This is a genomic window from Streptomyces albireticuli (assembly GCF_021228125.1).
Classification (GTDB): Bacteria; Actinomycetota; Actinomycetes; order Streptomycetales; family Streptomycetaceae; genus Streptomyces; species Streptomyces albireticuli.
Map to the genome: position 1 here is coordinate 1 of NZ_JAJQQS010000018.1, position 25991 is coordinate 25991.

Below are 25991 nucleotides of genomic sequence, written 5' to 3' on the forward strand. Positions count from 1 at the left end.
CGGGGCTGTAGCCGTAGCGGGAGAAGACGGCGCAGATCTCGGCGTCGGGGAAGGTGCGGTGCAGGTAATCGGCCGTCTCGGCCGCGGACTGACCCGCACCGACCACGACGAACCGCCGATGCGGACGGACCGTCAGTTCCGGTGCGCGGAACAGCAGATCGCGGTTGTGCCAGACGTGCGGACCCAGCCGGACACCTTCCGGCAGGCGCGGGGTCAGCCCGGTGCCGAGCGCGACGTTACGGGCGCGCCGGACGGTCTCGCCGGCCGGGCCCTCCACGGCGCGGTGGACGACGTCCACGCTCTCCACGGTGCCGTCGTCGCCCGTCACCGGCCGCACGGCGACGGCGGTGCGACCGTACCCGACGGATCGCTCGAACGCGGCGGCGCACCACTCGAAGTAGTCGTGGAACTCGATCCGGGTGGGGTAGAAGCTCTTCTGGTTGATGAAGTCCGCGAGCCGGCCGCGCTCCTGGAGGTAGTGGAGGAAGGAGAACCGGCTGCCGGGGTCCCGCATGGTGACCAGGTCCTTGAGGAACGACACCTGCATGGTGGCGCCTTCGAGGAGCATCCCCTGGTGCCAGCCGAACCGCTCCTGGCGCTCCAGGAATCCGGCGCGCAGCGGGCTGCCGGGGTGCTCGCGGTTGTGGCCGTCGATCGCGATGGCCAGGGCGAGATTGGCGGGGCCGAAGCCTATGCCGACCAGATCGTCGATGGGGCCGCCGCCCGTCAGTGCGGTGTCCCCGCGCCGTGCCGACATGCTCATCCTTTCGCCGTGCCGCCCGGCCCGCGAACGCTTCACCGGTCAGCCCAAGAAGTTGATGTTTAGGTAAGCCTAACCTAACTTTCCGATCGGCTTACCTGTCAAGTCCCCGGCCCGTTCGGCATTTGAGGGCCGGCCGGCCCGCCCCCGCGCCCCTCAGGAGCTGTACGCGCTGTTCTCGTGGACGTACTCGGCGGTCAGGTCGTTCGCCCAGATGACGGCGGTCTCGCCGCCGGCCGCCAGATCGGCCGTGATCCGGACCTCCCTGCCCCGCATGTCGACGAGGTCACGGTCGGCCCCGACGGAGCCGTCGCGGCAGACCCAGACGTCGTTGATGGCGACGTTGAGCCTGTCGGGGTCGAAGACGGCGGAGGTCGTGCCGATCGCGGACAGCACCCGCCCCCAGTTCGGGTCCTCACCATGGATCGCGCACTTCAGCAGGTTGTTCCGCGCGAGGGAGCGCCCCACCTCCACCGCGTCGTCCTCGCTCGCGGCGTTGATCACCTCGATGCGGATGTCCTTGGAGGCGCCCTCGGCGTCCCCGATCAGCTGGCGGGCGAGGTCGTCGCAGACGCTGCGCACCGCCTCGGCGAACTCGCCCCCGCCCGGCACCACCCCCGAAGCGCCCGACGCCAGCAACAGCACCGTGTCGTTGGTGGACATGCAGCCGTCGGAGTCGATCCGGTCGAACGTGGTGCGCGTCGAGGCGCGCAGGGCCGCGTCGAGTTCGGGGGCCTCCAGGTCGGCGTCGGTGGTCAGGACCACCAGCATCGTGGCGAGACCCGGCGCGAGCATGCCCGCGCCCTTGGCCATACCACCGACCGTCCACCCGTCCCCCTCGTACACGGCGGTCTTGTGGACGGTGTCCGTCGTCTTGATCGCCAGAGCCGCCGCCTCCCCGCCGTCCGCCGAAAGCTCCGCGGCCGCCTTCCCGATCCCCGGCAGCAGCCGGTCCATCGGCAGGTACACACCGATCAGGCCGGTGGAGGCCACCGCGATCTCGCCCGCGCCGCACCCCAGCGCCTCGGCCGCCCTCTCCGCGGTGGCCCGGGTGTCCCGGAAGCCCCGCGGCCCGGTGCAGGCGTTCGCCCCGCCCGAGTTCAGCACCACCGCCGAGACCCGCCCGCCCTTGAGCACGCGCTCCGACCACAGCACCGGTGCGGCCTTCACCCGGTTCGACGTGAACACCCCCGCCGCCGCCGAACGCGGCCCCTCGTTCACCACCAGCGCCAGATCCGGGTTACCGCTCTCCTTGATCCCGGCCGCGATACCCGCCGCCGTGAATCCCTTCGCTGCCGTCACGCCCATGGAGCCACTCCCGTGATGTCGCTGTCCCACCACCCCCGACGAGGCTTAGCTTAGGCTAACCTAACTTCGATCAGTGGTCGTCCATCATCCAGCCGGGCCGGAGGCATAGAACTGCCGCGCCCAGTTCCGGAAAGCGCCGATGGGGCCATCGCCGCTGTTGAGTTTGGGGTGGGAGAGATACGCCTTGTGATGGAAGACGAACAGGTCGGTCCCGGTGTCGTGCAGCGTCCACCGGTTCATGCCCGCGCTTGAGGCACGCTCGACCGACCGGCGCACCGGGGAGGGAAGCCGGAGCGCGCTGTCGGTGACCACGTTCGCCGCCAGCCAGTAGCGAATGCGCCCTGGCCCGATGGGTGTCGGCAGCATCCACTGTGCCGCGCGGATCCGGTACCGGGGCACGTCGATGAGGATGACCGCGCCACCGAGCCCGAGCAGCCGGAAGCCGACCTCCTGGACCGAGGGGAGCAGGGAGGGGAACAGCGGGAGCGTACGGCGGGCGACGAACGTCATGGTGTAGAACGGCCCGTCGCCCGCGGGTTCCGACACCACCTCGAAGTGCTCGACACCGTGCAGCTCCGTGACGTGCCCGTAGTCGACGAAGTTCTCCATCACGTCCTGCGGGTGCCCCGCCAGCTCTACCGCGCAGAAGGCGCGCGGCCGGGCCAGGGCGGGCAGTTCCGGCAGTTCCCAGCCGGGAGGGGCGCCGTCGGCGTGGTGCCACACCCAGACGATGCCGTACGCCTCCCTCGACGGCAGCACGTCGAGGGACGCCTTCGGCGGCGCCCCGTAGGGCGTACGGGCGCAGGAGCCGTCCACCGCGAAGGCGAACCGGTGGAACGGGCACACCAGGAGTTCCCCGTCGACCGCGCCTCCGGCGCCCAGATGGGCGCCGAGGTGCGGGCAGTACGGCCGGGTGACCCGCAGGGTGCCGGAACGGGTGCGGTAGACGAGGACGTCGGCTCCCATGAAGGGCCGGGTACGGACCGCCCCCGGAGCCCACTCCCGCGAGAACCCCACACAGAACCAGCCGGCCGGATACGGGAACGGCGCCGGGAACGCCTCGTCCGCCGGGCGGGCCTGATGGACGGACTTGTACGTGCGCACTCGCATGTCACTCCCCCACTCGGAAAAGACCGGGCGCCGGGTCCGCCGGGCCCGGGACGGTCGCCACCGGCAACGTCATGTCGGCTCACGGCACTTCACGGCGTCCCACGACAGCTCGCGGTGGCTCACGGCGCGAGGAAGCTCGTCGTGCGGCGGTACCGCAGCGTGTCCTCCTGCCAGCGGAAGTAGCCGGAGATCGCCTCCTCCAGCACCCGCACCCCGCGCAGGATGTCGTCCTTGGCCATGGAGTGCGGGTCGACGGGGCGGTCCACCAGCCCGCGCAGGCGCTCCGCGACCCGGACGAAGTCCCGTAAGCGCTGCTCCACCATGTGCCCAGCCTGCTCGACGGCCTCACCCAGCGTCAGGCCGCGCGCCTCGCGCAGCACCAGGACCAGGTTGTGCGGGTTGCGGTAGTGAAGGTCCTTGCGGACGGTGTAGGTGTCGTTGGACCACAGCCACACCTCGCTCGCGAAGGCGCGGAGTTCACCGTAGAGCCCGTGCCGCAGGGCGTCGGGGACCTCGGCGCCCTGGAGGCCCTCCATCATGTCGATGCTGGAGCGCGTCGCGCCGTTCACCCGGCGCAGCCGCAGGTACGAGTCGAGGTCGGGGATCCGCTCCGCGGCCCGGTTGGCGGTCTCGTCGGCCATGGCCTGCAGGTAGAGCCGGACCGACACCGGGAAGCGCCGCCGCGCGGTCCCGGTCGCGCGGGCGTGGAAGGTTCCCCACAGGTCGGCGAGGGCGCGGGCGAGCGGGAGCGTCGGCCCCTCCCCCGCCCGGCCGGGAGGTTCGAGGGCCCGGTCGACCTGGGCCACCGCGGTCCGGAAGGCCACCGGGTCACGGCCGAGCGGGCCGTCGTCGAAGAGGTCGTCCCACAGGAACAGCCAGATGATCCACTGCGCCATGAGCACCGCGCCGTCGCGGTCGGCCCGCGGGCAGTACAGGGCGGAGAACATGCCGCATCCCATGTCGGCCAGCCGCTGGGCGGCCGCGGGCGTGCGGTCCAGGCCGAACGCGTGGGCCCAGCGCAGGGCCTGCGCCTCCGCGTACGCGTGGTAGGGGCCCAGGACCACCGGGAACGGCACGCTGTACCGCGGCACCCGGTACGCGGCCAGCGCGGCCCGGTCGTTCTCGAACGACTCGGAGAACAGCGGCGGCCTGGACATCGCTCTCCTTTCCACCGGGATTCCACCGGGCCGGGCGGGACATGGACGTGCGGGGCGGAGCACGGTCGTCCGGTGGTGTCTACCGGCCCAGACGGCGCCGGCGGGAGCGGTAGTGCCCCAGCGCCTTGTCGAACTCGCTCCTGTCGAACTCCGGCCAGTGGACGGGGCAGAAGTAGAACTCCGAGTACACGGTCTGCCAGGGCATGAAGCCGGACAGGCGCTGCTCCCCCGAGGTCCGGATCACCAGGTCGGGGTCGGGCTGGCCCGAGGTGTCCAGGTAGTGGTCGAACTCCTCGGGCCGGATCCCGTCGGCCAGGACGGGCAGGGTGCCCGCCTCCCGGTGGGCGAGGAAGAGGTTCCGCACGGCTCGGGTGATCTCGTCGCGGCCGCCGTAGGCGACGGCGATGTTGACGACCGGGTCGGAGCGGTGTCCCGACCGGCGGGCCAGCCGGACCAGTCCGTCGGCGAGCCGGGCGGGCAGCACCTCCGGGGCGCCGATGATCCGGATCCGCCAGTGACCGGTGGCGGCTATCTCCTCGGCGATGCTCATGATGACGTGCAGGAGGCCGGTCAGTTCCCCGTGCGGCCGGTGGAGGTTCTCGATCGACAGCGGCCAGAGGGTGACGGTCTCGATCTCGTCGGCGTCGCGGCACCAGGAAAGCAGGTCCAGGGCCCGCTGCCCGCCCCGCTGGTACCCCGCCAGGGTGGGGAGACCCCGGTCGTGCGCCCAGCGCCGGTTGCCGTCCAGGATCACGGCCAGGTGGCGCAGCAGGGGCCGGCCGCTCGCCACGGGAGGCACGAGGGTGTCGCCACTACCGGTGGTGAGGCTCATGGCATCTCCTGGCCTGGCTCGGCGGAAGAGGTCCTTGGCACCGGGGAGCGGTGCTGCCCGGTGTCGGGGTTGCTCCTTGGTGACGCGTGCTCTTGCCCTCGGTCCGGCGGCCGCCCGTCGACGGCGGCGACCGTGCGGTAATTTCCCTCCGTACCACTGCTGATCCGTGCCGCGTGCTGACGGTGCCCTTGCCTTCCCGCGCCGCCGCCGGACGCCCCGGCGGGCGCACGGCACACCGGCTCCCCCGCCCTTTCCCGGGAAAAGGGCAGGCGGACAAGCGGCGCCTCCCTTCATGGTCCCCGCCGGAGGGGCGTTCGCGAAGGCGCGCGCCACCAGCGCTTGACGCGTACCCATTCCTACGAAGTGCGCGGTGGTGCAACCCCCTTCGTAAGCATCCGTCCGTACGCCAGAGCGACGACCGGGTGTCGAGGGGCGGCGGCCGGGCGCGGTGGGCCCGGTGCGGGTCCGGTTCAGCGCGCGGGGCACTGCTTCCAGGCGAAGTGGTAAAGGGTGTTGATGCTGCCGTCCGTGGAGTCCATGGCCATGAAGCTGTTGGTCTTCGCCGGGTCCGAGGTGCCCGCGTCCACCCGCAGCTCGGTGTTGATGTTGAAATATCGCACGGCACCGCACGGGGCGTAGATCAGCGCGTCGATCTCCGTGGTGTCGGAGGTCTGCCAGCCGTCGTTGAGCGGTCCGGCGAACGGGTGGTTCATATAGGCGGTCTGCGACATGCCCTGGAAGTAGTACGTGGCCCGCTGGAGGGCGGTGGCCCCCTTCTCCAGCTTCGCGAAACCCCGGTAGTCGGCCTTGGCCACGGCGTAGGTGAAGCCCTGGGGGACATGGACGTTCAGGCTGAGCTGACAGTTCTTCCGGGCGTCCGTCGGCTTGGAACCGACGCCCACTTGGGCGACGTAGCTGCTGTACGACACGGTGAAGGCGGTGTTGTCCGGCGAGACGGCCACGATGGCCGAGCCGAGGGGACAGCCGGAGCCGTTCACGGACACCACATCGATCACTATCTTGTCCGGCGGGGGCACTCCGTCGGTGGCCGCCGCCCCGGGCGGCGCCGACACCGCGAGCAGCAGTCCCACCGCGCCGCCCACCGCCGCCGGCCTCGCCGTCGCCCGGCACGCCCTCCCGCGCACCGATCTGATGCCCGTCTCGCGCTTCCGTCTGAACACCGGTCCGAACATGGAGATCCCTCCCACTGCCCCATGGCCCGTTCGAGCGCCTGATGTGCTCATGCCACCATCAGTTACCGGATGTGTACAGAACAGGTTGAGCCGATACCACGGTGCCCGGTGGCCCGCCCTCGGGGCGGACCACCGGGCACAAGCGTGACGTTCCCCGCCGTACGCGCCCCGGGGGGGGCGACCGGTCAGGGGCACTCCTTCCAGGAGAAGTGGTAGAGCGTGTTGACGCTGCCGTCCGTGGAGTCCATCGCCATGAAGCTGTTGGTCGTGTCGGGGTCCGAGGTGCCGGCGGCGACCCGGAGCTCGGTGTTGACGTTGAGGATCCGCTGCGCGCCGCACGGGGCGTAGACGAGGGCGTCGGCCGCCGTCACGTCGGTCGTCCGCCAGTTGTCGCTGAGCGGACCGGTGAAGCGGTGGGTCACGGACGTCGTCTGCGACATCCCCTGGAAGTAGTAGCTGGCCTTCTCCAGGCCCGTGGCCCCTCGCTGGAGGTGGGCGAAGCCCCGGTAGTCGGCCTTGGCTATCGCGTAGGTGTAACCCTGCGGGACGTGGATGTTCAGGCCGAGCTGACAGTTCTTCCGGAAGTCCGTCGGCCGGGACCCGAGGCCGACCTGCGCGAGGTAGTCGCTGTAGGTCACGGTGAACGCCGTGTTGTCACCGGCGACCGCGACCGCCGCCGTCCCGGCCGGGCAGCCCGAGCCGTTGACCGACACCACGTCGATCACGACCTTGTCCGGCGGAGGTGCCCCGTCGGCGGCCGCCGACGGTGAGAACGACGCGGCCACCACCAGCGCCACGGCCGCGCCACCGATCATCACCGGTCTGAACATGGGGTTCCCTCCCACGACTCTGCGGACTCGCTCCGCCCTGTCCTTGCCACCACGAAAATAGGGCATGTACAAGTCAAGTCAAGCCATTCGGAACCCCTAAGACCGCGCGGGATCATCCCACCCCGGTGCGGCCGTCCGGGGCCGTGATCCGGCCATGAGCGGCGTCCGGTCCGGGGTTTTCCGGCCCGACCTCCGGGGCCGCGGTGCGGGTCTCCGGCGCCGGTCCGTCGGGGTCGCCCTCCGGGAGGAAGAGGATGAGGGCGAGGGTCGCCATGGCGAGGACCCCGTAGAGCACGGCGAAGGCGGCCCAGGCGCCGAGGGGGTGCCAGGTGTCCTGGAGGGCGCCCGCCCCGGCGCCGACGAGGAGCGGGGTGAGCACGCTGACCCGCCGGACGCCCACCCCCGCGAGCAGGGGAAGGGCCACGGCTCCGCCGTAACCGAGCGCGGTGACGAGGAAGACGCCCGCGGTCCCGAGGTCCGCCCGCTGGTGGTCCAGCCATCCGTAGCCCGCCACGAGCCCCGCGCCGAGGGGGACGAGGAAACCGGGCAGCAGCGCGCGGCGGCCCTTCGGCAGGTGATGGAGACAGATCCCCGTGACGGCCAGCGAGGCGCCGACGAGGACGGCGAGGTGGGCGGGGAAGGAGAACCAGACCCCGGTGCCGGCCATGACGGCGAACCAGGCGCACACGGCCGACGCGAGCGCCGCGGACGGGGCGACGAGGGACAGGACGAGCGGCAGGCACACGAACGGCAGGCAGAACCACATGAACCCGCGTGCCGCGTGGGTGCGCGGGCGCCCGCCCGAGGGCTGGAGGGCCTCCCAGGCGACGAGGCCGAGCCGCAGGGCGGCGCGGCGGGGCGCGGGCCTGCGGACGAGTTCGCCGACCGGCTGGGCCCCGACGTCGACGAGGGGGGCCAGCCGCTCGTCGAGCGGCCGGTCGTCGGGCGGCGCGGGGACGTCGGGCTCTTCTCCGAGGGGGCCGTCGCGCCTCTCCTCCTGGAGCCTTTCGACCAGGGGGAGTTCCTCGTCGAGGATCTGCCGCTGGATCCGCTCGGTGACGGCGGCGCGCACGGGGTCCCAGGGGCTGCCCGTGGGCGCGGGCTCCACCGGGGCGGCGAGCAGACCGGCGAGCGCCGGGTCGTCCGGGCCGGTGTAGACCTTCGCCAGCCGCTCGTCCGTCGCGACGACGTCCACCAGCGAGGCGGCGGTGTCCAGCCGTCCCCAGGTCCAGTCGTTGAGCCGCCAGCGGACGCTCAGGAAGGAGGCGAAGTTGTGCAGTTCGTTGCCGCCGAGCTTGGCGTCGACCAAGTTCTCCGTGGCGGCGGGGAACGCCTGCCGGGTGGCCCAGCTGGAGTTGGCGGCCGAGACGGTGTGGAAGCGGATGCGGGTGGGTTCGCCCAGCGGGTCGGGGCGCAGGGGCCCGATGAGCACCTCGGCGGCGAGCAGGGCGTCCAGGACGGCCTCCCGGCCCGCGGCGCCCTGGAGCCCGCCGAAGCCCGGTACGGGCGCCCGCACATCGGCGCCGATCGCGAGGCCCAGGGCGACGAGGCGCCGCCACACCGGCGCGTAGAGGTCCTCGGGCCAGTCGGCGTCGAGGTCGGCGGTCGCCGGGTTGGCGACGGCGACCGCGGCGGCCAGCCTGCCCGGCCACTCCTGCCAGGCGGCCACGTCCTCGGGGCCCGGCGTGCCGGCCTCGGCCATGACCGCGCCGAGCCAGACGGTGGCCTCGCGGATCCGCCGTACGGGCTCGTCGCCGCATTCGCGGAAGCGCCGGAGCACGAGCCGGTCCCGGGCGGCGACCAGGGTGGCGACGGCCAGCCGGCAGGCGTACAGGCGCTCGCGGGTGGCCGGTGACACGCTCTGCCCGGTCTCCTCCGCCGCCCGGATCCCGTCGAAGAGCAGCCGCACGGCGCGGGCCAGGGGCAGCGGCGAGACGCCGTGCGTCCGCACCTCCGCGAGCGACCCGGGCGCGGCGGGAAACGCGAGCCCGTCGGCGGCCTCGCGCAGGCGCTGGAGGCAGCGGGGCGAGGAGCCGCCGTCGAGCGGTCCGGGCCCCGGGGGCAGGGGCAGCGGGTCCGGGCCGGTGACCTCGGCGGGGTCCTCCAGGAGGCGGGCGAACCGGTCGGCCTCGGCGTGTCCGGTCAGTGAGCGGTACCGGGGCAGCCGGCCGTTCCGGAGCGCCTCCTCCGCCCAGCCGCTGGCGGGCAGGGCGGACACCGGGGCCCGGCTCTGTTCCGCGGCCGACCGGGCGGCGCGCAGGTCGACGGCGTCCTCCCAGAGCGACTCGGACCCGGTCTTGATGGCCGAGGCCCGCCGGGCGAGCCGCAGCAGCCGGGTCATCCGGCGCTGCGGTACGGGCCGGGTCACGGCGTCGGGGAGCATCGGGGGCACGGGTTGCAGGTAGAACAGCCAGCGGTCCACCGGCGCCTTCGCGGGCATGCCGGCGACGGCCCGGACGGCCCAGGCGACGGGGATGTTGTCCAGCAGGCCGCCGTCGACGAGTTCGAGGCGGCCGTCGGGCGGCTCGCCCTGGCCCGCCTCGCTGCTGACGGAGCTCATGTCGACGACGTCCGGGCCGTTCGGCGGCACGGTGGCCCCGGGGGCGCCGACGAAGGGCCGGGCCGGCTCGAAGGCGCCGGGGAACGACGAGCTCGTACGCGCGGCGTAGGCGAGGCGGCGTACGGCCTCCTCCGGGGGCCAGGGGCCGGACGGGCTGCCGAAGTCGGTCAGGAACGCGGTGCCGGGCCGGTGCCGGAAGCGGAAGAAGGCACGGGCGCGCCCCACTTCCAGCGGCTGGCCGAGGGTGGGGCGCACCCAGTCCTGGCGGGGCCTGACCCGGGTGGCGGTGAGGATCAGGCGTACGGGGCCGCCGCCGGGCCGGTCCGGGGGCTGCTTGCGGATCTCCGCGAGGAGGCTGTCGGCGAGCCGCCCGTAGAAGACCTCGTCGCCGCGGAGCAGGGAGTCCGGGACGGACGCCGGGCCCGGCGTCCGCAGGAAGGACAGCGGGCCCAGGCCGGGACGGCGGGTGAGGGACTCCAGATCGCCCAGGCGCAGCCACAGGCGCCGCATGTTGTCGCCGAACTCCATCCCGTAGGCCAGATGGCAGGCGAGCAGCGCGCCGTTGAGCCCGCCCGCGCTGGTGCCGGCGAGGACGTCGACGGTCACGTCCTCGTAGCGGCAGAGGTCCAGGAGCGCGCCGTAGCCCTCGGCCCCGGGCGCGTCCGCCCCGCGTGCCCGGTCCTGGGCGGCCCCGCGCAGCGCGGCGATCTCCCGGCAGCCCCCGCCCATCCAGACGGCGAGGCTGACTCCGCCGCGCATGGCCACCGCGATCCGCAGCTCCTTGGGGACCTGATCCATGGGACCAGCCTGTACGCGGCGGCTCCGGGGCGCACGTCCGTGCCGTCCTTGGGGGGGCGTTTGCGGCCGGCGGTCCCGGCCCAGGGGGTAGACCGGGGCCGCCGGGGGCGTCCGAGGGGGCGGAGCGCCCGAACGGAACACCGGGGGCCGACGAGGAGGTGTCGTCCCTGGATGTTCGTCCATGTCCCGGGCCGCCGCTTCAGGGGCCCGGGGGTGCCCACGAAGTAAATATATTTACCGCCAAGTAAGCAAGTGCATGAAAAATTTCATGTGCGTTCGGGGAGGAAAATCCCGGTGGGGCGTGGGTGGGCGCACCGGCTCCGGGCGCCCCCCGGTCAGGACTCCAGGAAGAAATCGTGCTGGTCGGCGGCCTGCTCGTACTTCTCCAGACGGAGCTGGGTCCGCTCGGGATCGGCGTCGGCCATGGCCTGGAGGAGCGCCGCGGACAGGATCCCCGGCGCCGCGTACGAGTCGAAGACGAGGCGCGACCCGGTGCCGGCCGTGAACGCCACGTCGGCCTCCTCCACGAGCGGCCCCAGCGTCAGGTCCGTGATCAGCGCGACGCGCAGGCCGGTGCTGCGCGCGGCCCGCATCGCGGCCAGGGTCTCCTTGGCGTGCCGGGGCATCGCGAAGGCGAGCACCCAGGTGCCGCCCGCCTCCCGGGACTGGAGGAGCGTGTCGTAGGCGACGCTGCCGCCGCGGGACACCAGGCGGACGTCCGGGTGGATCCGCCGGGCCGCGTAGGCGAAGTACTCCGCCAGGGAGACGGAGATCCGCAGGCCCAGGACGGTCAGCGGGACCGACGTGGCGAGCTCGCGGCCGACCTCGAGTACCTGGTCGGCGTCGGCGAACACGCGGCGCACGTGCTCCAGGTTCGCGATCTCGGCGTCGACGGCCGCCTGGAGCTCGTTGCGGCGGGCCTCCTCCCTGGCGCCCGGGGAGCCGGCGACCGCGCGCAGCGCGATGGGCTGGAGCACCTCCCGGAGCGCGGGGTACCCGCTGAATCCCAGGGAGGACGCGAAACGCGTCACCGACGGCTGACTGACGCCCACCCGGTCGGCGAGGTCGGTGATCGACAGGAACGCGGCCTCGGTGAGGTGGTCGGTGATGTACTGCGCGATGCGCCGTTGCGCGGGGGACAGCCGGTGGCCGCCGAACAGGGCGCGGACCTTCTCCGCGGCGGGCGGCTCCACCGCCGGGGACCGCGTGCCCGGCGTGATCGCGGACGCCTGCGCGCGTGCCTGCTGCCCTGATGGCACCGGCGTGCCTCCCTCTCGTCCGATCTCCGCTCAACATAGCCCACCGCCCGGCGCCGCCCGCCACGGGCGAACGGCGCCCGGACGGGCGGCGGCCCGCCGGACCGGCTCAGTGGGCGGAGGCGGCGGGCTCCAGGACGAAGACGGGGATCTCGCGCTCCGTCTTCGCTTGGTAGTCGGCGTAGTCCGGGTACGCCGCGACCGCGCGCTCCCACCACAGCGCCTTCTCCGCGCCGCCGACCTCCCGGGCGGTCACGTCCCGTCGCACGGGCCCGTCCTGGAGCTCGGCCCGGGGGTCGGCGACGAGGTTGTGGTACCAGACCGGGTGCGTGGGCGCCCCGCCCTGCGAGGCGACCACGGCGTACGCGCCGTCGTGCTCGACCCGCATCAGGGGCGTCTTGCGGATCTTCCCGCTCTTCGCCCCCAGCGTCGTGAGGATCACGACGGGCATCCCCCGCAGCGTCGTCCCCTCGGTACCCCCGGAGCCCTCGAAGAGCTCGACCTGATCCCGCACCCACCCCGCCGGGCTGGGCTCGTACTCACCCTGAAGAGGCATGTCCATCCTTCCCCTCGTCAAGAACGCGTGTCACGTGTGCTGTCCTGACCATGACGTACCCTCAGCACCTCCGCAATCACACACGTACGCCCGGCCCCGGGGACATACTCTCGGAACGGCCCGCGCGGCCGCGTCACCCGTCCAGCGCGATGCCGTTCTTGGCCTTCTCCAGGGACTCCTCGGAGGGCATGCCGCCCGGGTTCTCGTCCACGAGCGCCTGGTTGAGGCCGACGAACGGCCGCATGCGGGACTCGTAGCGGGCGAACGCGGCGGAGTGGTCGCCGGGGGCCTCGCCGAGTTCGGCGGCCAGTACGTACGCGCCCACGAGGGCCAGGCTCGTGCCCTGGCCGGAGAGCGGGGAGGCGCTGTGGGCCGCGTCGCCGACGAGGGCGACCCTGCCGGCGGTCCAGCGGTCCATGCGGATCTGGGCCATCGCGTCGAAGTAGAAGTCGGGCGCGTTCCTCATCGCCTCCAGCAACCGCGGGGTCTCCCAGCCCACATGGGCCAGCCGCTCCGTCATGAGCGCCTTCTGCCGCTCGACGTCACGGTGGTCGTAGGCGATCGGCTCCGACCGGAAGCCCAGCGTGGCCCGCAGCTCGCTGTTGCCGCGCACGGGGTAGAGGCAGTAGCTCGCGGAGTCCTCGTTCAGCCAGACCTCCCAGTCGTCGAGACCCAGGAAGTTGTCGGTGCTGAAGACCGTCAGATACGCGCCGAGGTGCCGTACGTACCGCTGTTCCGGCCCGAAGGCGAGCCGCCGTACGTTCGAGTGCAGGCCGTCCGCGCCCACCACGAGGTCGAACGTCCGTGCCTCGCCCCGCTCGAAGGCGACCCGTATCCCGTCCGCCCGCTCGTCGAGCGCGGTGACGGAGTCGTCGTAGCGGAACTCCACCCCTTCGTCGAGCGCCCGCCGGTGGAGCAGCCCGGTGAGGTCCTCGCGCAGCAGCTCGATGTCGGCGCTGTCCAGGCGGCCGCCGCTGAAGGTCATCTCGGTGGAGCGCCACTGCTCGTTCCCCTCGGGGTCGAGCATCGACATGCCGCGCAGGCGGGTGCGGGCGCCGCGCGCCTCCTCCAGGATCCCGGCCCGGTCGAGGACGTCGAGGGCGACGCCCCGGACGTCGATCGCCTGGCCGCCGGGGCGTACGGCGGGCGCCCGCTCGACGACGGTCGGGACGAAGCCGTCGCGGCGGAGCCGGCAGGCGAGCGTGAGGCCGGCGACACCGGCACCGGAAACGAGGACGGTCTTCATGGGAATCACCCTTCTGTACGGCGTACGCTTCTGAATGTACGCCGTACATACAGGTGCGCCAAGTCCCGTTCGCAAGGCCACTGCGCGGGGCTGAACTAGTACAGCGGGCCCGGAGCGGCCCATCCCCCCTGCTAGCCTGTGTACTAGTACAGGAGGAAGGAGCCCCTTCGTGGCCGAAAAAAACGTTCCGCCGTACCTGCGCATCGCCGCCGAGCTCCGGCGCCGCATCGCGGACGGCGAACTCGCCCCCGGCGACCGCGTCCCGTCGACGCGGCGGATCGCCCAGGAGTGGAGCGTCGCGCTCGCCACCGCCGCCAAGGTGCTGACCGCACTGCGGCAGGAGGGTCTTGTGGAGGCCCGGCCGCGGATCGGCACCGTGGTCGCGGGGCCGGGGGCCGGCGACCACGGGCGTACGTCCCCGGACGGACCCGCGCGTACGTCCGCGAGGGCCTCGTCTTCGCCCTCGCCCGCCTCCGCGCAGGCGCACGCGCCCGACCGGGAGCTGACCCGCGACCGCGTCGTGCGCGCCGCCGTCGGCATCGCCGACTCCGAGGGCCTGGCCGCGCTGTCCATGCGCGGGGTCGCCGCCCGGCTCGGAGTCGCCGCCATGTCGCCGTACCGCTATGTGAACAGCAAGGAAGACCTGGTGTTCCTCATGGCCGACGCCGTGCTGGCGGAGGCGGAGTACCCCCGCGACGCCCCGGCCGGCTGGCGGAGCCGGCTGGAGCTGGGCGCGCACACGCTCTGGGCGCTGCACCGCGCGCACCCCTGGCTGGCGCAGATCGGGCCCCTCACCCGGCCGCTGGCCGTCCCCTCCCTGATCGCCTACTCCGAGTGGATGCTCACCGCCCTCGACGGCCACGGCCTCGATCCGGCGACCATGCTCGACCTCAACGCGCTGATCTACAGCTACATCCAGGGCACCGCCGTCCACCTGGAGCGGGAGACCCAGGCGGCGAGCGCCACCGGGCTGACGGACGAGCAGTGGATGGACTCCCAGGCCGCCGCCTACGGCGCGCTCGTCGCCTCCGGCCGGTTCCCGACGTTCGCCAAGGTGCTCGGGTCCTTCGGGGACGAGGGCTACGACCTGCGCCTCGACGCGATGTTCGAGCTCGGCCTCACCTCGATGCTGGACGGCCTGACCGCGCTGATGGAGGGCCCGGGGCGGGCCCGGCCGTAAGGATCCTGGCGTGTGGGACCCGGCCGGAGGGCTCCCGGGGTGTGGGGCCCCCGGGAGCCGCCGGCGCCCTACCGCCCGCGCCGGCCGGAGGTGATGACGAAGTCGAAGGTCGCCTGCTTCGCCGGCCCGGCCTGGCGGACGTTCATCAGCAGCGCCGCGTTGAAGATCGGGTCGGTGTTGTTGCGGGGTTCGCCGGGGAAGTAGAGCTGCGTCGTGAGGACGCGTCCGCCGGGCGCCTGGACCTTGACGTGGATGTGGCGGGTGCGGCCCGGGTAGAGCCCCGGCACGATGGTCGTCAGGGTGAACGCCCCCCGGGCGTCCGTGTACTGATGCCCCCTCATCCGGAAGCCCCGGTTGTCGTACGCGCCCGCGTCGTCCGCCTGCCAGAAGTCCATCAGGGCCTGCGCGACGGGCTGACAGGTGAGCCCGAAGACGAAACCGGAGACCGTGAGCCGGGTGCCCCGGGTCCCCGGCTCCAGCAGGGAGGCACGCTCCGGCGAGTTCGGCTTGAAGTACGGGCCCTCGGTCTGCGGCGGCGTCGGGTCGTCACCGTCGTCGCAGAACGGCGTGGGCTCCAGGGGCGCGTCGGAGGGCCGGTGGTCGCGCGCGAGCGCCGCCCCGCCGCCGAGCAGCGCGGGCACCGGCACCGCGACGAGCGCCGCCTTGAGCAGGGTCTTGCGGCTGACCGGCCACCGCCCCGCGGCCGTCGCACCGCCGCCTCCGCCGGCTCTGCCGGTTCCGCCGGTTCCGCCGGTTTCTTCGGGCCCGCCTATGCCACCGCCGGCTCCGCGCTCATCCGTCATCGTCCGCCTCCTGGGGGTGAGTTGGCTCGCTGACGAACCTACGGACGCGGGCCGTCCGGATCGATGGACTCCGTTCGGTGAACGTGGTGATTCCCTCCTGCCGTCCGGCGGAAGTCCCCGGGGCTGACGCCGGTTTCGCGCCGGAAGAAGCGGCAGAAGTACGCGGGGTCCGTGAACCCCACCCGGCGGGCGACCTGACCGACGGTGAGGGCGGATCCGGTCAGCAGCCGCTTGGCCTCCAGGGTCCGCGTGGCGCGGACCAGCTCGCCGGGCGTCCTCCCGGTGGTCTGTTTGACGGCCTCGTTCAGATAGCCGACCGAAACCCCGAGGCGCGCGGCGTACGCCCCGACCGACCGCTCGGCCCCGGTGGTCGCGGTGAGGAGCAGGCCGAACTCCCGGGAGACCGCCGCGGCCCGGCCGGTGCCGGGTCCGGGGCCCGTCGCGCCGGGCAGGCGCAGCGCGCGCACGAGCAGGATGTGCAGGTACGCCTCCAGCACGGACGCGTAGCCGTCCGCCTTGGCGGTGAACTCCCGCCCCATCGCACGGACCAGCCGGCCGAGGCCCGCGGTGTCGTCGCCGTTCGACCCCCGGGGCAGGTCCAGCCACGGCCGTTCGCCGAGGGCCCGCAGGAGCTGCCGGTCGGCGGGGCGGGACAGCAGGAAGTCCTCGGTGAACAGCATCACCACACCGCGCAGCCCGGAGACCCGCTCCCAGTAGTGCACCTGGCCGGGCAGGAGGAAGCACAGGTGGGGCGGGTCGAGCGGACGGCGGACGAGGTCGACGACGTGGGCGCCCGAGCCGCCGGTCACGTGGACGATCTCGTAGAAGGTGTGCCGGTGCGGATAGCCCGCCCGGGAGTCGGGCCCGAAGACGTCGAAGGATCCCATGGCGAAGGGCGGCACCGACGGCCGCGGGACCCCCAGCCGGTGCAGCGGCACCGGGTCGGCGGCCGGTGACCCGGCGCGTGTTCGCGTGTCCATGCCTGCCACGCCCCCACCTCTTCATCCGATGTGGTCCCGGATTCAAGCGCAGGGTGGGGGCCGCCGCCAGAAAGGTATGAGCCGATCGCGCGGGCCGGGGCCGGGGGCGGCTAAAGGTCGGCGAGCGTGCTCTCCACGATGTCCAGCAGGACCTTCCGGTCGTCCTGGACACGGCTCAGGATCCGCAGGCCGTAGTACGCGCTCTGGACCTGCCGGGCCAGGCTCGGGGCGTCCCGCGTGGAGCGGATCTCCCCGGAGCGCTGGCCGACCTCCAGGACCAGGCGGAGCTCCTCCTCGACGCGGGCGAAGTTCCGGCGGGCCTCCTCCTTGACGTCCGGGTCCGCCGCGGCCATCTCGACGGCCGCGTTGATCGCGAAGCACCCGGCCCGCCCGGTGCCCGCGAGGTCGGCGTCGACGCCCTGGACCATCATGGCGCGCAGCCGGTCCTTGGCGGTGCCGGGAGAGCGGAGCAGCGCGATCTGGTCGGCGGTGCTCGTCTCGTAGTACCAGCGCAGGGCGCGCAGGTACAACCGGCGTTTGTCCCCGAAGGTGTTGTACAGGCTCGACGGCCCGAGCCCGGTGCTCTTGCTGAGCTCCCGGGTGGACGTGCCCTCGTAGCCGTGCCGCCAGAACGTCTCCATCGCCGCGCGGATGACACGGCTCTCGTCGAACTCTCTCGGCCTGGCCATGCCCACACGCTAAAGGGTTCGACGCGTTTACGGAAACCAGGGGGCGGAGCGTGCGGCAGGGCGTACGAGGTGGTCAGAGGCCGGGTCCGGCGGGTGCGGGGCGGGGTTCCGGCGTCTCGCGGACCGCGGGAGGCACGGCGGCCCCGGCGCGGTCGGCGCGCTGGAGACGGCCGGCCCAGAAGACGGCCGCGCACCCGGCCGCGCCGAGCGCGGCGCCGACCCAGGCCACGGACGCGAAGCCGAACCCGGCGTCGATGGCCAGTCCGCCCAGCATCGGCGCCAGGGTGTTGCCGACGTTGAACGCCGAGGTGTTGGTCGCGCCGGCCAGCGTGGGGGCGTCCGGGGCGAGGGGGAACACCCGGGCCTGGAGGGTGGGGTTGGTGACGTAGCCGGCCAGGCCGAGCAGGAAGACCAGCGGGATCGTGACGGCCAGGTGCCGTGCCGTCAGCGCGAGCAGTGCCGAGGCGATCACGAGCGCGCCCAGTCCCCAGGCGAGCGTGGCCAGCGGGTGTCCGGCGGCGGTGCGGCCGCCGATCACCAGGCCGAGGAGGCCGCCGACGCCGAACAGCGCCAGCACGGCGGGCACCCAGCGCTCCGGCAGACCGCTCACGTCGGTGAGCACCGGGGCCAGATAGCTGAAGGTGACGATGACCGCCCCGAAGGTGAACGCGGTGACGGCGTACGAGAGCCACAGCTGCGGCCGTGCCATGCCGCGCAGTTCGGCCCTGACCGACCGGGGCCGCTCGTCGGCGCCCGCGGCGGGCACGGCCACCAGGGTGCTCAGCAGGCTGACGACGGTCGCCGCCGCGACGGCCCAGAACGCCGCGCGCCAGCCGGAGAACTGGCTGAGGACGGTGCCGGCCGGCACCCCGACGATGGTGGCGAGCGTGAGCCCCCCGCCGACCACGGCCACGGCCTTGCTCCTGGCCTCCGCGGGCACCAGCGCCACGGCCGTGGTCACGGCCACGCCCCAGAACCCGGCGTAGGCCAGGGCGCTCACGACCCGGGTGGCGAACAGCACTCCGTAACCCGGCGCGAGCGCGCCGACGACGTGCGCGGCGACGAAGACCCCTTGCAGGGCGACCAGGGCCGTCCGGCGCGGCCAGTTCAGGGTGGCGACCGTCAGCAGGGGGGCGCCGACGACCATGCCGACGGCGAAGGCGGAGATCAGCAGCCCGGCGTCGGGGATGGAGACGCCCAGGTCGTCGGCGAGGGTGGGCAGCAGCCCGGACAGCATGAACTCCGAGGTGCCTTGGGTGAAGATTCCGAAGCCGAGTATGTAGACGGCCAGGGGCATGAACGCGTCCTCCGTTGCGGTACGGGGCGGCGGCCGGACGGGCAGATTTTGAATCATCCGCTTCAGAACCGGACCGCGACACCCCTTGCGTGAGGTCGAACGCTAACACGTTATGGATCACTCGCTCCATAACCCTCGGCACTCACGACACCGGCCTTCCCGGACGGGCGCCGCGCCGGCGGCGCCGACCGGGCCACCCTGTCGACGCCACCGTCAGCCCGGGAGCACCCCGCCGCCCGCCGACGCGGCCACTCGCACCGCCCGGCGCCCTAGCCCTCGCCCTCGCCCTCGACGTGCGGCAGGATTACTCGACGTCCCCGGGATCAGAGCCTTCGAAATGAACGACATCACTCGTCGTCGGGCTGTCGCTGTTCACGGTAAGAGTCACTTGGACACCGCCAATGGTGATCACGTCAGTCTGCTGCACCACTTCCTCGTCATCGGGCAATCTGGTCAGCAGCTTCAGCGTCATCTGCCGTGCCGGCACGGTCTGATCGGGCGGAGGCGGGGTCTTGTCCGGCGCACTGTCTGTCTGAGCCGTACGGGTGAAACCGCTTCAGCGATCCGCCATGTCATCGAGGGGCATGCCGACCGGGATACGAGGCCGGGGTACCGGGCACCCGCGGCGAAGGCGCCGCGAGTTTCGCTCAGAGGCCACTCAAGGCCCAAAAACACGTCCTGATGTTCAGCGATGGGCTGTGAGGAAGTCGCGCCCGCGTTCGTCGAGCTCTGCCGCGCAGCGCAGACCACGGGCTCGGAAGCGGGTCAGGTCGCGGCGCATGTTTCTGACGGCCTTGCGGGTTCGGACGGAGGCGACGCCGTCCATGTGGTCCATGGCCCGGCCCCAGGTGACACATGCTTCCTCGATGGCGCCTTGGCCGGCTTGGATTTCCGCTCGGGCGACGAGATCGAGGGCGATGATGCGCGCGTACGTACCCGGCGGCCTGCCGGCAGCAGCGCGGGCGTACTGCTGCGCGGCGTTACGGGGGTCGCCCAGCGCGGCGAATACCTTGGCGGTACGGGAGCGAACAGTGCCCTCGATCGGGCCCCACGCCAGAGCCCAGAAGGGTGTGGAATCGCCCTTGGCCGCATCGAGGCAGGCCCGCGCGCGCTCGACCGCGCGGAGGGCTTGCCTGCTCTGGCTCGTCTTAGCCAGCGCGTGGGCATAGGTGACGTGGAAGAGGGCTTCGGTGGCAGGGTCGACGTGACCTTTGGCTCTGTCCAGGCCGGTCTCGGCCAGGGCCAGGCAGTGCTCGGCGCGGTGGACCTTCATGCCCTGTTGAGCCATGGTCCGCATCACGAAACCATCGTGGCCGGGAACGCCTGACTCGGCGGCGAGCGCATAGCACTGCAAGTAGTACCGCTGCGCGAGCCCCTGTTCCCCGGCGTCATAGCTCTTCCAGCCGGCCAAGTGCACACCCGATGCGGCAACGGAGAGCATCTGACGGCGCGCTTCCTCGGTGCGAAAGCGCCCCCGGCACAGGGTGGCGACGTCGGACATCAGGTACTGCACCAGGGCCGAGCGGCCGTGCTGCCCGCCGTGGAGCTCGTCCATGTCTGTGAAGACCCGCACCATGTCGCGCACGGCGGCGACTTCGGCGTTTCCCGCGATGGCGCCGCTGCGGGCGGCGGCGGCCCGGCCGGCGATGTCGTGGAGGTAGCCCAGTGGCAGGGCTGCGGCTGCGACGGAGTAGGCGGAGGAGGCGAGGAAGCGTCGTCGGTTCACGTCTGCCTTCCCGATCAGGGTCAGGGTCTCGACCGGGTCGGGACCGAGGGACAGTCCGATGCTGTCATCCTCCCCACGCTCTGTGGAAAGACCCAAGTGGTCCACAGTCACGAGGCGACCCAGCAGCCTGGAGAGGGCTTCGGCGAGATACCGGGGAGTGTTTCCGGCAGGCTGGGCCCCGGAGATCCAGTGCTCGACGGTGGAACGGTTGGTGCGTAAGACCTCGCCCGACTCCGCCGCGGCGGCGCGCACGACGTGAGCGATGGTTTCGTACGGCAGCCTCTTCTCGTCGATGAGGGCCTTGAGCTGCATGTTCGGCGTGCGCTTGGTCATAGCCAGCCTCGGTATACGCGATATACGTCTCCGCCAGGCCCACACGGTACCCCTCAACTCGCCCTCGCAGTTCACTGATTGAGCGCCCACAAGCGCGGTCCTCCCGGGCCGTTGAGGGGGCGGCGTAACCCCGTTGGCCGTGTGCCCATGAGGTGGTGCACGGGACGGCGAAGCGACGAAGGAGGAATCGATGGAGATCACCCAGTCCCCGGCCTACACCGCGCCGGTCGTCCTGGACGCCGGAGCTGTCGTGGAGGTGACGCTCGGCAACCAGAACTTCGACACCGTCGACGACACCCAGTACAAGCAGGGCACCTGATCCACCTGCCGGGGCCGGGCGCGGTATTCGCCGCGCCCGGCCCCGGGCCTTTGCAGGTCATGTCCGGTCTTGAGGACGAGGGAGTCAGGAGGCTCACGATGCGGTGGTGCACGGGATGGGAGAGCGGCCCGGCCGGTCGGCAGCCCCGAGCAGGGCGTCCGGTGACCGCGCTGGGCGAGACGTGGACGGTCGGCTGGCCCGAGGACCAGGTCCGCACGGCCGGGGCGGGGGCGGTGGCGCTGGCCGTGATCGGGGTGTGCGGGGCCGGCGACCGGCAACTGGAGGAAGCCTTGCCTGTCGTGCGGGCGCAGCGGTGGCAAGCGCTGACACGGTGGCCCGGCTCTTACCTGGTGGTGGCCCGCAGCGGCCCGACGCTGGCGGTGATCGGCGATCTGTCGGCGCAGCACCCGGTCTACTTCCGGCGGGAGGCGGCCGGGACCTGGTGGGCGACCTCTGCCACCGCCCTCGCCGCGCTGGACGGGGCACCGGCCGATCCCATCGCGCTCGCGGCGCACCTGGCGTTCGGTCAGCCCGACGTCCTGGCCTCCCGTAGCCTGTTCCGCAGCGTGAACAGGGTACCCACCGGGCACCTGCTCCAGATCACCCCCGAGGGTGCCCGGACCGTCCGCTACGAACCCGCCGAGTACGAGCCGGTGAGCCTGCGCGACGCGGCGCCGACGGTGCGGGCGGCCCTGGCCGAGGCGATCGCGGTCCGTATGGACGGCCGCCCGGTGAGCGCGGACCTCGCGGGCCTGGACTCCACCACGTTGGCCTGCCTGGCGGCCCGGCACCGGCCGGTGACAGCGGTGACGTTCGCCGATGAGCGGCTGCGGGACGACGATCTGGCCTATGCGCAGCGGACGGCCGCCGTGGTGCCCCGGCTGCGTCACTACAAGGTGCCCGGCGCGCAGGAGACGGTCTACTACGCGGGACTGGACGACGTGTCTGCCCTCCCGTTCACCGACACACCGAACGCGTTCGCGGTCTCGGCGGCGGTCAAGCGAACTGTCCTGGACACCGTGATCGCCCATCAGACGGCGCCCGGCGTGCACCTGACGGGCGTCGCCGGAGACGGGCTGCTGTCCGCCTCCCCGTCGTACCTGGCTGATCTGCTGCGTGAACGGCAGCACCCGCGAGCCTTGCACCACGCCCAAGGCCACGCGCGACTGCGGCAGACCTCCGTGTGGTCGGTGCTGGGCCGGGCCCGGCCTGCGGCCCGTACCGGGCTGGCGGACGGCTGGCGCCAGGCCGCCGCCGAATTGCGTGAGGCGCCGAGGCAGTGGGTGCCCCAAGCACGCCGTCCGATCGCGTGGACGCCGCTGCTGGCCACGGCCGACTATCAGCCCCGGCGTGCGTCACCGGCTCGCCGACGCCCTCGCTGCGGCGGCCGACGAACTGACGAAGCCGCCTGAGCGGCTGGCGGCGTGGACGGACAGCCAGGACCTCGCCCGTATCGGAGCGGACACCAGCGGCTGGCGCACCCTCGCCCTCGACGAGCACGGCATCGAGATCGCCGCCCCGTACCTGGACAACGAAGTCCGAAGGGCCTGCCTGGCCGTGCCGGCTGACCAGCGCGGGACGCCAGGACGGTACAAGCCGTTGCTGGCCGAAGCCTTCGCGGGCACCGACGTGCTGCCTGACTTCGTCCTCGATCGGGCCACGAAGGGCGGCTTCAACGCGCTCTCCTACGCCGGGCTCGTCCAGCACGCCCCCGCCCTCCGCCGCCTGCTCGGCCCGTCCTCGCGCCTGGGCGCCATGGGCCTGGTGGCCGACGGGCCGGTGGGGGGCGATGCTCGCTCGTGCGGCAGTCGGCCGGACCACCGCCCAAGGTGCCTTGCATGTGGCGGTCGTGACCGAAGTGTGGCTGCGGCAGCTCGAACATGCCGGGGCCCGGTGGGAGGTGACCGGTTGTGTGGCAGCTGCGTGAAGGCTCCCACCCTGTCCTCACGGACGAAGGCGGAGCCATCCTGAACGAGCGGACCGGCCGCTGGGTCTACCTCACGCCGACCGCCGCCGCAGCGGTGCTGCTCCTCACCGCCAGCGGCAGCGAAGACCGGGCCGCCGAGCAGTACGGCACCCGCTACGGTCTGAGCCCCGAGCGGGCCCTCGCCGATGTCCGCGCCGTCGCCGCCGCCCTCACCACGCGGGGCATCGCGGGGGAACCCGTATCCCGGACCCGCTGGTGGGGGTGGTGGCGGTGACCACCATGGAGTCGTACGCCACCATCCGCACCGGCCCCTTCCGTGACCGCCTGGCGGCAGCCACGGGCCTCGCCCTGGCTCTGGTGCTCCTGGCGGTGCCCTTCCGCTACACCGTCCGCGCTGTCCGCCTCGCCCACCGTGCCGGCCGCCGGGCGATAGCACCCGACAGAGCGGAGGCCCTCGTCGCCGCCGTCCGGCACACCGGCCGGCTCTGGCCGGTCCGGGCGGCGTGCGCGGAAATCTCGCTCGGGACGGTCCTGGCCGCAGCCCTCCTCGGCCGACGCCTGGACTGGTGCCTGGGGGTGCGGTTCTCCCCGCCACCCACCGAATACCACGCGTGGACAGCGATTCCCGGCGGCGGACCGGTTGGCGAATACACCGAGGCCGGATGGCACCACTACGCCGCTCTCGTCATCTGAGCGCGTCAACTCGGCGCCCCGTTGACGCGTGTCCCTCACTCACTCGGAGCAGTTGAGGAACGCGTCCTGACCCTTCCACGAAGGAGTGAACTAATGACCCCCGTCGCTGCCGCCGCTGAGAGAGTCCCCGAGCAGCACTACACCCACCACAAGGCCAGGGGCGCGACCATCCACCGCACGAACCCGGTCTTCATCCACCGGGAGCTGGAAGCACTCGACGTCCACATGGGCATGAACGTCGCCGAGGTCGGCACCGGCTCAGGCCTCTCCGGGGGCCTGCTCGCCGAACTCGTCGGGCCGACCGGCATGGTCACCAGCCTCGACATCGACCCGTACCTCACGCGGTGGGCCAACCACATCCACGCCGAGCGCGGAGTGAGCAACATCCGCTGCTACGCCGTGGACGGCACCGCCGGCTATCCCGGCCGGGCGCCCTACGACCGCATGGTGGGCTGGTGCACGCCTCCGCTGCTGCCGAAGGCGTGGGTGAACCAGGTCAAGGACGGCGGACTGATCGTGGCCACGCTGCCGATCACGGCCGTGCCGAACCTGGCGATCGGTGCCGTGATCCGCATCAGCGACGGGCAGCCGAGCGTCGAATCGATCTTCCCCGGCTCCTACATCGAGACCGGCTCCTCTCCCCGCAGCGACTTCTCGGTCCCGGCACGGTGGGTCGACTGGGAGAGCCGCGTCCCGGCCACCTCGTGGGTGTCGATCGCCTGGCGCGAGCAGGACGACTGGCAGAACTCCGGGGCACGTGGGGTCCTCGACCGCCTGCGGGAGCCCGGTCACACCGAGCGGTACAAGGGCGAGGAGATCGACTGGTCCAGCCTGCGCGTGTGGCTGGCCACCACCGGCTCTCGGCTGACGATGACCGAGCTGAAGGCCGACGTCATCGGCCTCGGGCACTCGACCCGCGACACCGCGGCCGTGATCCAGCAGGACGGCACCATCACCGCCGACGCGGCGGACTCGACGTCGCTGACCTTTCTGCGGGGCCGGCTCACCGCATGGGAGGACGCCGGCCGCCCCGCCCCCGACACCTACACCGCGAGCCTGACCCTCGATACGGAAGGCGACGTCTCCGGCTGGGACCTCCGACTGGCACGGTAGCGACGCCGGAGCGAGACTCGGAAACAGAACCGGGCGTCAGCTCACCTCGTCCGTCGGCCCTCTGAGCCGTGGACTCCTGCCTGCGGTCCTGGGAGTCGTCTTGGCCTCGGATCAGCATTGCGAGGCGACCGCGCCGAGGCTCCCGGCCTCACACCGGCCTCACCCGGCCCGGCCACCGCGGTTTCCCATGGTGGCCAGGCCGGGACTGCGGCTCAGCGGCCCTGCAGTCTTTTGACGTTGTCTCCGAAGCTCCACGCCCTAGAGCCGTCCCAGTTGGCCGACCACGTCATCAGCCCCTTCAGGCCGCCCCCGTAGGTGTTCCACGCCTGCGACACCAGGTTGGGGGTCATGTACCCGCCCCCGGCACCCGGTTGTGCCGGCAGGCCCGGGACCTGTTTGTCGTACGGGACCTTGATCGTGGTGCCCTGGACGACGAGGCCCTTGTTCAGGCAGTCGGTCTGGGCGGTGAACCCCTTCACCGTCCCCGCGGAGTACGAGTCACCGGAGCAGCCGTACATGTTGCCGTTGTAGTACTGCATGTTCAGCCACCACAGGCGGCCGTTGTCCGCGTACTTCTTCACGATCGGGAGGTACGCGCCCCAGATCGACCCGTACGTCACACTGCCGCCGGTGACATAGGCGGTCTCGGGCGCCATCGTGAGGCCGAAGCCGGAGGGCATCCGGGCGAGCACGCCGTCGATGATGCGCATGAGGTTGGCCTGCGAGGCCGACGGTTTGGTGATGTCGCCGCCGCCGGTGAGGCCGGTCTCGATGTCGATGTCGATGCCGTCGAAGTTGTACGCCTTGAGGATCGGCACCACCGTCTCGACGAAGCGGTCGGCGACGGTGCTGGAGTTGAGGTCGATCCCGGCGGCCGCGCCGCCTATGGACATGAGGATCGTGGCCCCCGCCGCCTTGGCCTGACACATCTCGGCCGGGGTCGCGACCTTCACGGTGGCGTCCATCCCGTCCTCCCACAGGACTGTGCCGTCCGGGCGGATGACGGGGAAGGCCTCGTTGAGCACGTTGTAGCCGTGGTCGCGGAAACGGGCGTCGGTGATCGGAGCCCACCCGAACGGCGGGTGGACGCCGTTGGCCGCGCCGTCCCAGTTCTCCCAGTACCCCTGGAGCACCTTGCCCGCGGGCTTCGGCTTGACCGCGCAGGTCTCCTCCTTGGTCGGGCCCGCCGCCGCGTCGGCGGGCGGCTGCGCGAGAAAGGCCAGGGCCAGACCGGCCCCGAGCAGACGTGCCGTTCTGCCGAAGACGCTGTTTCCCATCGACATCCCCTCCACGCTCGCCTCCGGCCGCGCCCGACCGCACCGGGG

General features: G+C 72.4%; 24 protein-coding genes and 1 pseudogene. 7 read left to right on the top strand and 18 right to left on the bottom strand.

Annotated elements, in window-relative coordinates; all coding sequences use genetic code 11:
• From LUZ64_RS27815 to LUZ64_RS27865, 11 genes are all read right to left on the bottom strand, one after another.
• A partial coding sequence (locus LUZ64_RS27815; RefSeq protein WP_143593296.1) for a SidA/IucD/PvdA family monooxygenase occupies positions 1 to 757 on the bottom strand: 757 nt, incomplete at its 3' end.
• A 159-nt stretch (positions 758 to 916) separates the two neighbouring features.
• Positions 917 to 2068 carry a bifunctional glutamate N-acetyltransferase/amino-acid acetyltransferase ArgJ gene (argJ, locus tag LUZ64_RS27820; protein WP_095582696.1) on the bottom strand — a complete coding sequence of 384 codons (1152 nt, stop codon included), beginning with the start codon at positions 2066 to 2068 and terminating at the stop codon, positions 917 to 919.
• A gap of 84 nt (positions 2069 to 2152) precedes the next feature.
• The gene (locus tag LUZ64_RS27825; protein WP_095582697.1) at positions 2153 to 3178 is read right to left on the bottom strand and encodes a Rieske 2Fe-2S domain-containing protein; all 1026 of its coding nucleotides are present in this window, start codon (positions 3176 to 3178) and stop codon (positions 2153 to 2155) included.
• 119 nt (positions 3179 to 3297) lie between these two features.
• Positions 3298 to 4335, bottom strand: a complete 1038-nt coding sequence (locus tag LUZ64_RS27830) for a terpene synthase family protein (RefSeq protein ID WP_095582698.1) — start codon at positions 4333 to 4335, stop codon at positions 3298 to 3300.
• A gap of 79 nt (positions 4336 to 4414) precedes the next feature.
• Positions 4415 to 5167: a polyprenyl diphosphate synthase gene (uppS, locus tag LUZ64_RS27835; RefSeq protein ID WP_095582699.1), complete on the bottom strand. Its 753-nt coding sequence runs from the start codon at positions 5165 to 5167 to the stop codon at positions 4415 to 4417.
• Between the two features lie 470 nt (positions 5168 to 5637).
• Positions 5638 to 6270, bottom strand: coding sequence for a DUF4360 domain-containing protein (locus tag LUZ64_RS27840; protein ID WP_372478749.1), 633 nt, complete (start codon positions 6268 to 6270; stop codon positions 5638 to 5640).
• Positions 6271 to 6545: 275 nt separating this feature from the next.
• On the bottom strand, positions 6546 to 7190 hold the full coding sequence (locus LUZ64_RS27845) for a DUF4360 domain-containing protein (protein ID WP_095582701.1): 645 nt from the start codon (positions 7188 to 7190) through the stop codon (positions 6546 to 6548).
• A gap of 112 nt (positions 7191 to 7302) precedes the next feature.
• Positions 7303 to 10548 carry a DUF3376 domain-containing protein gene (locus LUZ64_RS27850; protein WP_170116827.1) on the bottom strand — a complete coding sequence of 1082 codons (3246 nt, stop codon included), beginning with the start codon at positions 10546 to 10548 and terminating at the stop codon, positions 7303 to 7305.
• Positions 10549 to 10883: 335 nt separating this feature from the next.
• Positions 10884 to 11807 (bottom strand): MurR/RpiR family transcriptional regulator, encoded by a 924-nt coding sequence (locus tag LUZ64_RS27855; RefSeq protein WP_170116828.1) that lies wholly within the window; start codon positions 11805 to 11807, stop codon positions 10884 to 10886.
• A gap of 106 nt (positions 11808 to 11913) precedes the next feature.
• Positions 11914 to 12360 (bottom strand): nitroreductase family deazaflavin-dependent oxidoreductase, encoded by a 447-nt coding sequence (locus tag LUZ64_RS27860; RefSeq protein ID WP_095582728.1) that lies wholly within the window; start codon positions 12358 to 12360, stop codon positions 11914 to 11916.
• A gap of 133 nt (positions 12361 to 12493) precedes the next feature.
• On the bottom strand, positions 12494 to 13606 hold the full coding sequence (locus tag LUZ64_RS27865) for an FAD-dependent monooxygenase (RefSeq protein ID WP_095582704.1): 1113 nt from the start codon (positions 13604 to 13606) through the stop codon (positions 12494 to 12496).
• A 169-nt stretch (positions 13607 to 13775) separates the two neighbouring features.
• On the opposite strand from LUZ64_RS27865, the gene LUZ64_RS27870 reads away from it, so the two are divergent.
• Positions 13776 to 14786, top strand: a complete 1011-nt coding sequence (locus tag LUZ64_RS27870; RefSeq protein ID WP_095582705.1) for a TetR/AcrR family transcriptional regulator C-terminal domain-containing protein — start codon at positions 13776 to 13778, stop codon at positions 14784 to 14786.
• A gap of 92 nt (positions 14787 to 14878) precedes the next feature.
• Here LUZ64_RS27870 and LUZ64_RS27875 read toward each other — a convergent pair.
• The 6 genes and pseudogenes from LUZ64_RS27875 to LUZ64_RS27900 form a co-directional block, all read right to left on the bottom strand.
• A pseudogene (locus LUZ64_RS27875) lies at positions 14879 to 15589 on the bottom strand (dioxygenase family protein); the annotation flags it as partial.
• Positions 15590 to 15627: 38 nt separating this feature from the next.
• A complete protein-coding gene (locus LUZ64_RS27880) occupies positions 15628 to 16569 on the bottom strand; it encodes a helix-turn-helix domain-containing protein (protein WP_095582707.1) in 942 nt (313 codons plus the stop codon).
• Between the two features lie 110 nt (positions 16570 to 16679).
• A complete protein-coding gene (locus LUZ64_RS27885; protein WP_211305088.1) occupies positions 16680 to 17258 on the bottom strand; it encodes a TetR/AcrR family transcriptional regulator in 579 nt (192 codons plus the stop codon).
• Positions 17259 to 17331: 73 nt separating this feature from the next.
• The gene (locus LUZ64_RS27890) at positions 17332 to 18555 is read right to left on the bottom strand and encodes a Cmx/CmrA family chloramphenicol efflux MFS transporter (protein ID WP_095582708.1); all 1224 of its coding nucleotides are present in this window, start codon (positions 18553 to 18555) and stop codon (positions 17332 to 17334) included.
• Between the two features lie 304 nt (positions 18556 to 18859).
• Complete coding sequence (locus tag LUZ64_RS27895) at positions 18860 to 19027, bottom strand: hypothetical protein (protein WP_170116829.1); 168 nt, start codon at positions 19025 to 19027, stop codon at positions 18860 to 18862.
• Positions 19028 to 19240: 213 nt separating this feature from the next.
• The gene (locus LUZ64_RS27900) at positions 19241 to 20614 is read right to left on the bottom strand and encodes an NsdA family TPR-like regulatory protein (RefSeq protein ID WP_095582710.1); all 1374 of its coding nucleotides are present in this window, start codon (positions 20612 to 20614) and stop codon (positions 19241 to 19243) included.
• Between the two features lie 190 nt (positions 20615 to 20804).
• Here LUZ64_RS27900 and LUZ64_RS27905 point away from each other — a divergent pair, with 190 nt between their 5' ends.
• The 6 genes from LUZ64_RS27905 to LUZ64_RS27925 all read left to right on the top strand — a co-directional run bounded on the left by LUZ64_RS27905 (position 20805) and on the right by LUZ64_RS27925 (position 24666).
• A complete protein-coding gene (locus LUZ64_RS27905) occupies positions 20805 to 20933 on the top strand; it encodes a lasso RiPP family leader peptide-containing protein (RefSeq protein WP_107426651.1) in 129 nt (42 codons plus the stop codon).
• Positions 20934 to 21094: 161 nt separating this feature from the next.
• Positions 21095 to 22345 (top strand): asparagine synthase-related protein, encoded by a 1251-nt coding sequence (locus tag LUZ64_RS27910; protein ID WP_170116830.1) that lies wholly within the window; start codon positions 21095 to 21097, stop codon positions 22343 to 22345.
• A complete protein-coding gene (locus LUZ64_RS37830; protein WP_170116831.1) occupies positions 22284 to 22904 on the top strand; it encodes an asparagine synthase-related protein in 621 nt (206 codons plus the stop codon). Before LUZ64_RS27910 ends, LUZ64_RS37830 begins: the two co-directional genes overlap by 62 nt.
• A complete protein-coding gene (locus LUZ64_RS27915; RefSeq protein ID WP_095582712.1) occupies positions 22844 to 23134 on the top strand; it encodes a PqqD family peptide modification chaperone in 291 nt (96 codons plus the stop codon). The genes LUZ64_RS37830 and LUZ64_RS27915 overlap by 61 nt, the downstream gene beginning before the upstream one ends.
• A 5-nt stretch (positions 23135 to 23139) precedes the next feature.
• Positions 23140 to 23553, top strand: a complete 414-nt coding sequence (locus tag LUZ64_RS27920; RefSeq protein WP_095582731.1) for a lasso peptide biosynthesis B2 protein — start codon at positions 23140 to 23142, stop codon at positions 23551 to 23553.
• Between the two features lie 93 nt (positions 23554 to 23646).
• Positions 23647 to 24666, top strand: coding sequence for a protein-L-isoaspartate(D-aspartate) O-methyltransferase (locus tag LUZ64_RS27925; protein WP_095582713.1), 1020 nt, complete (start codon positions 23647 to 23649; stop codon positions 24664 to 24666).
• 212 nt (positions 24667 to 24878) lie between these two features.
• Here LUZ64_RS27925 and LUZ64_RS27930 read toward each other — a convergent pair whose 3' ends face one another.
• A complete protein-coding gene (locus LUZ64_RS27930) occupies positions 24879 to 25943 on the bottom strand; it encodes a chitinase (RefSeq protein ID WP_095582714.1) in 1065 nt (354 codons plus the stop codon).
• Between the last annotated feature and the right edge of the window lie 48 nt (positions 25944 to 25991).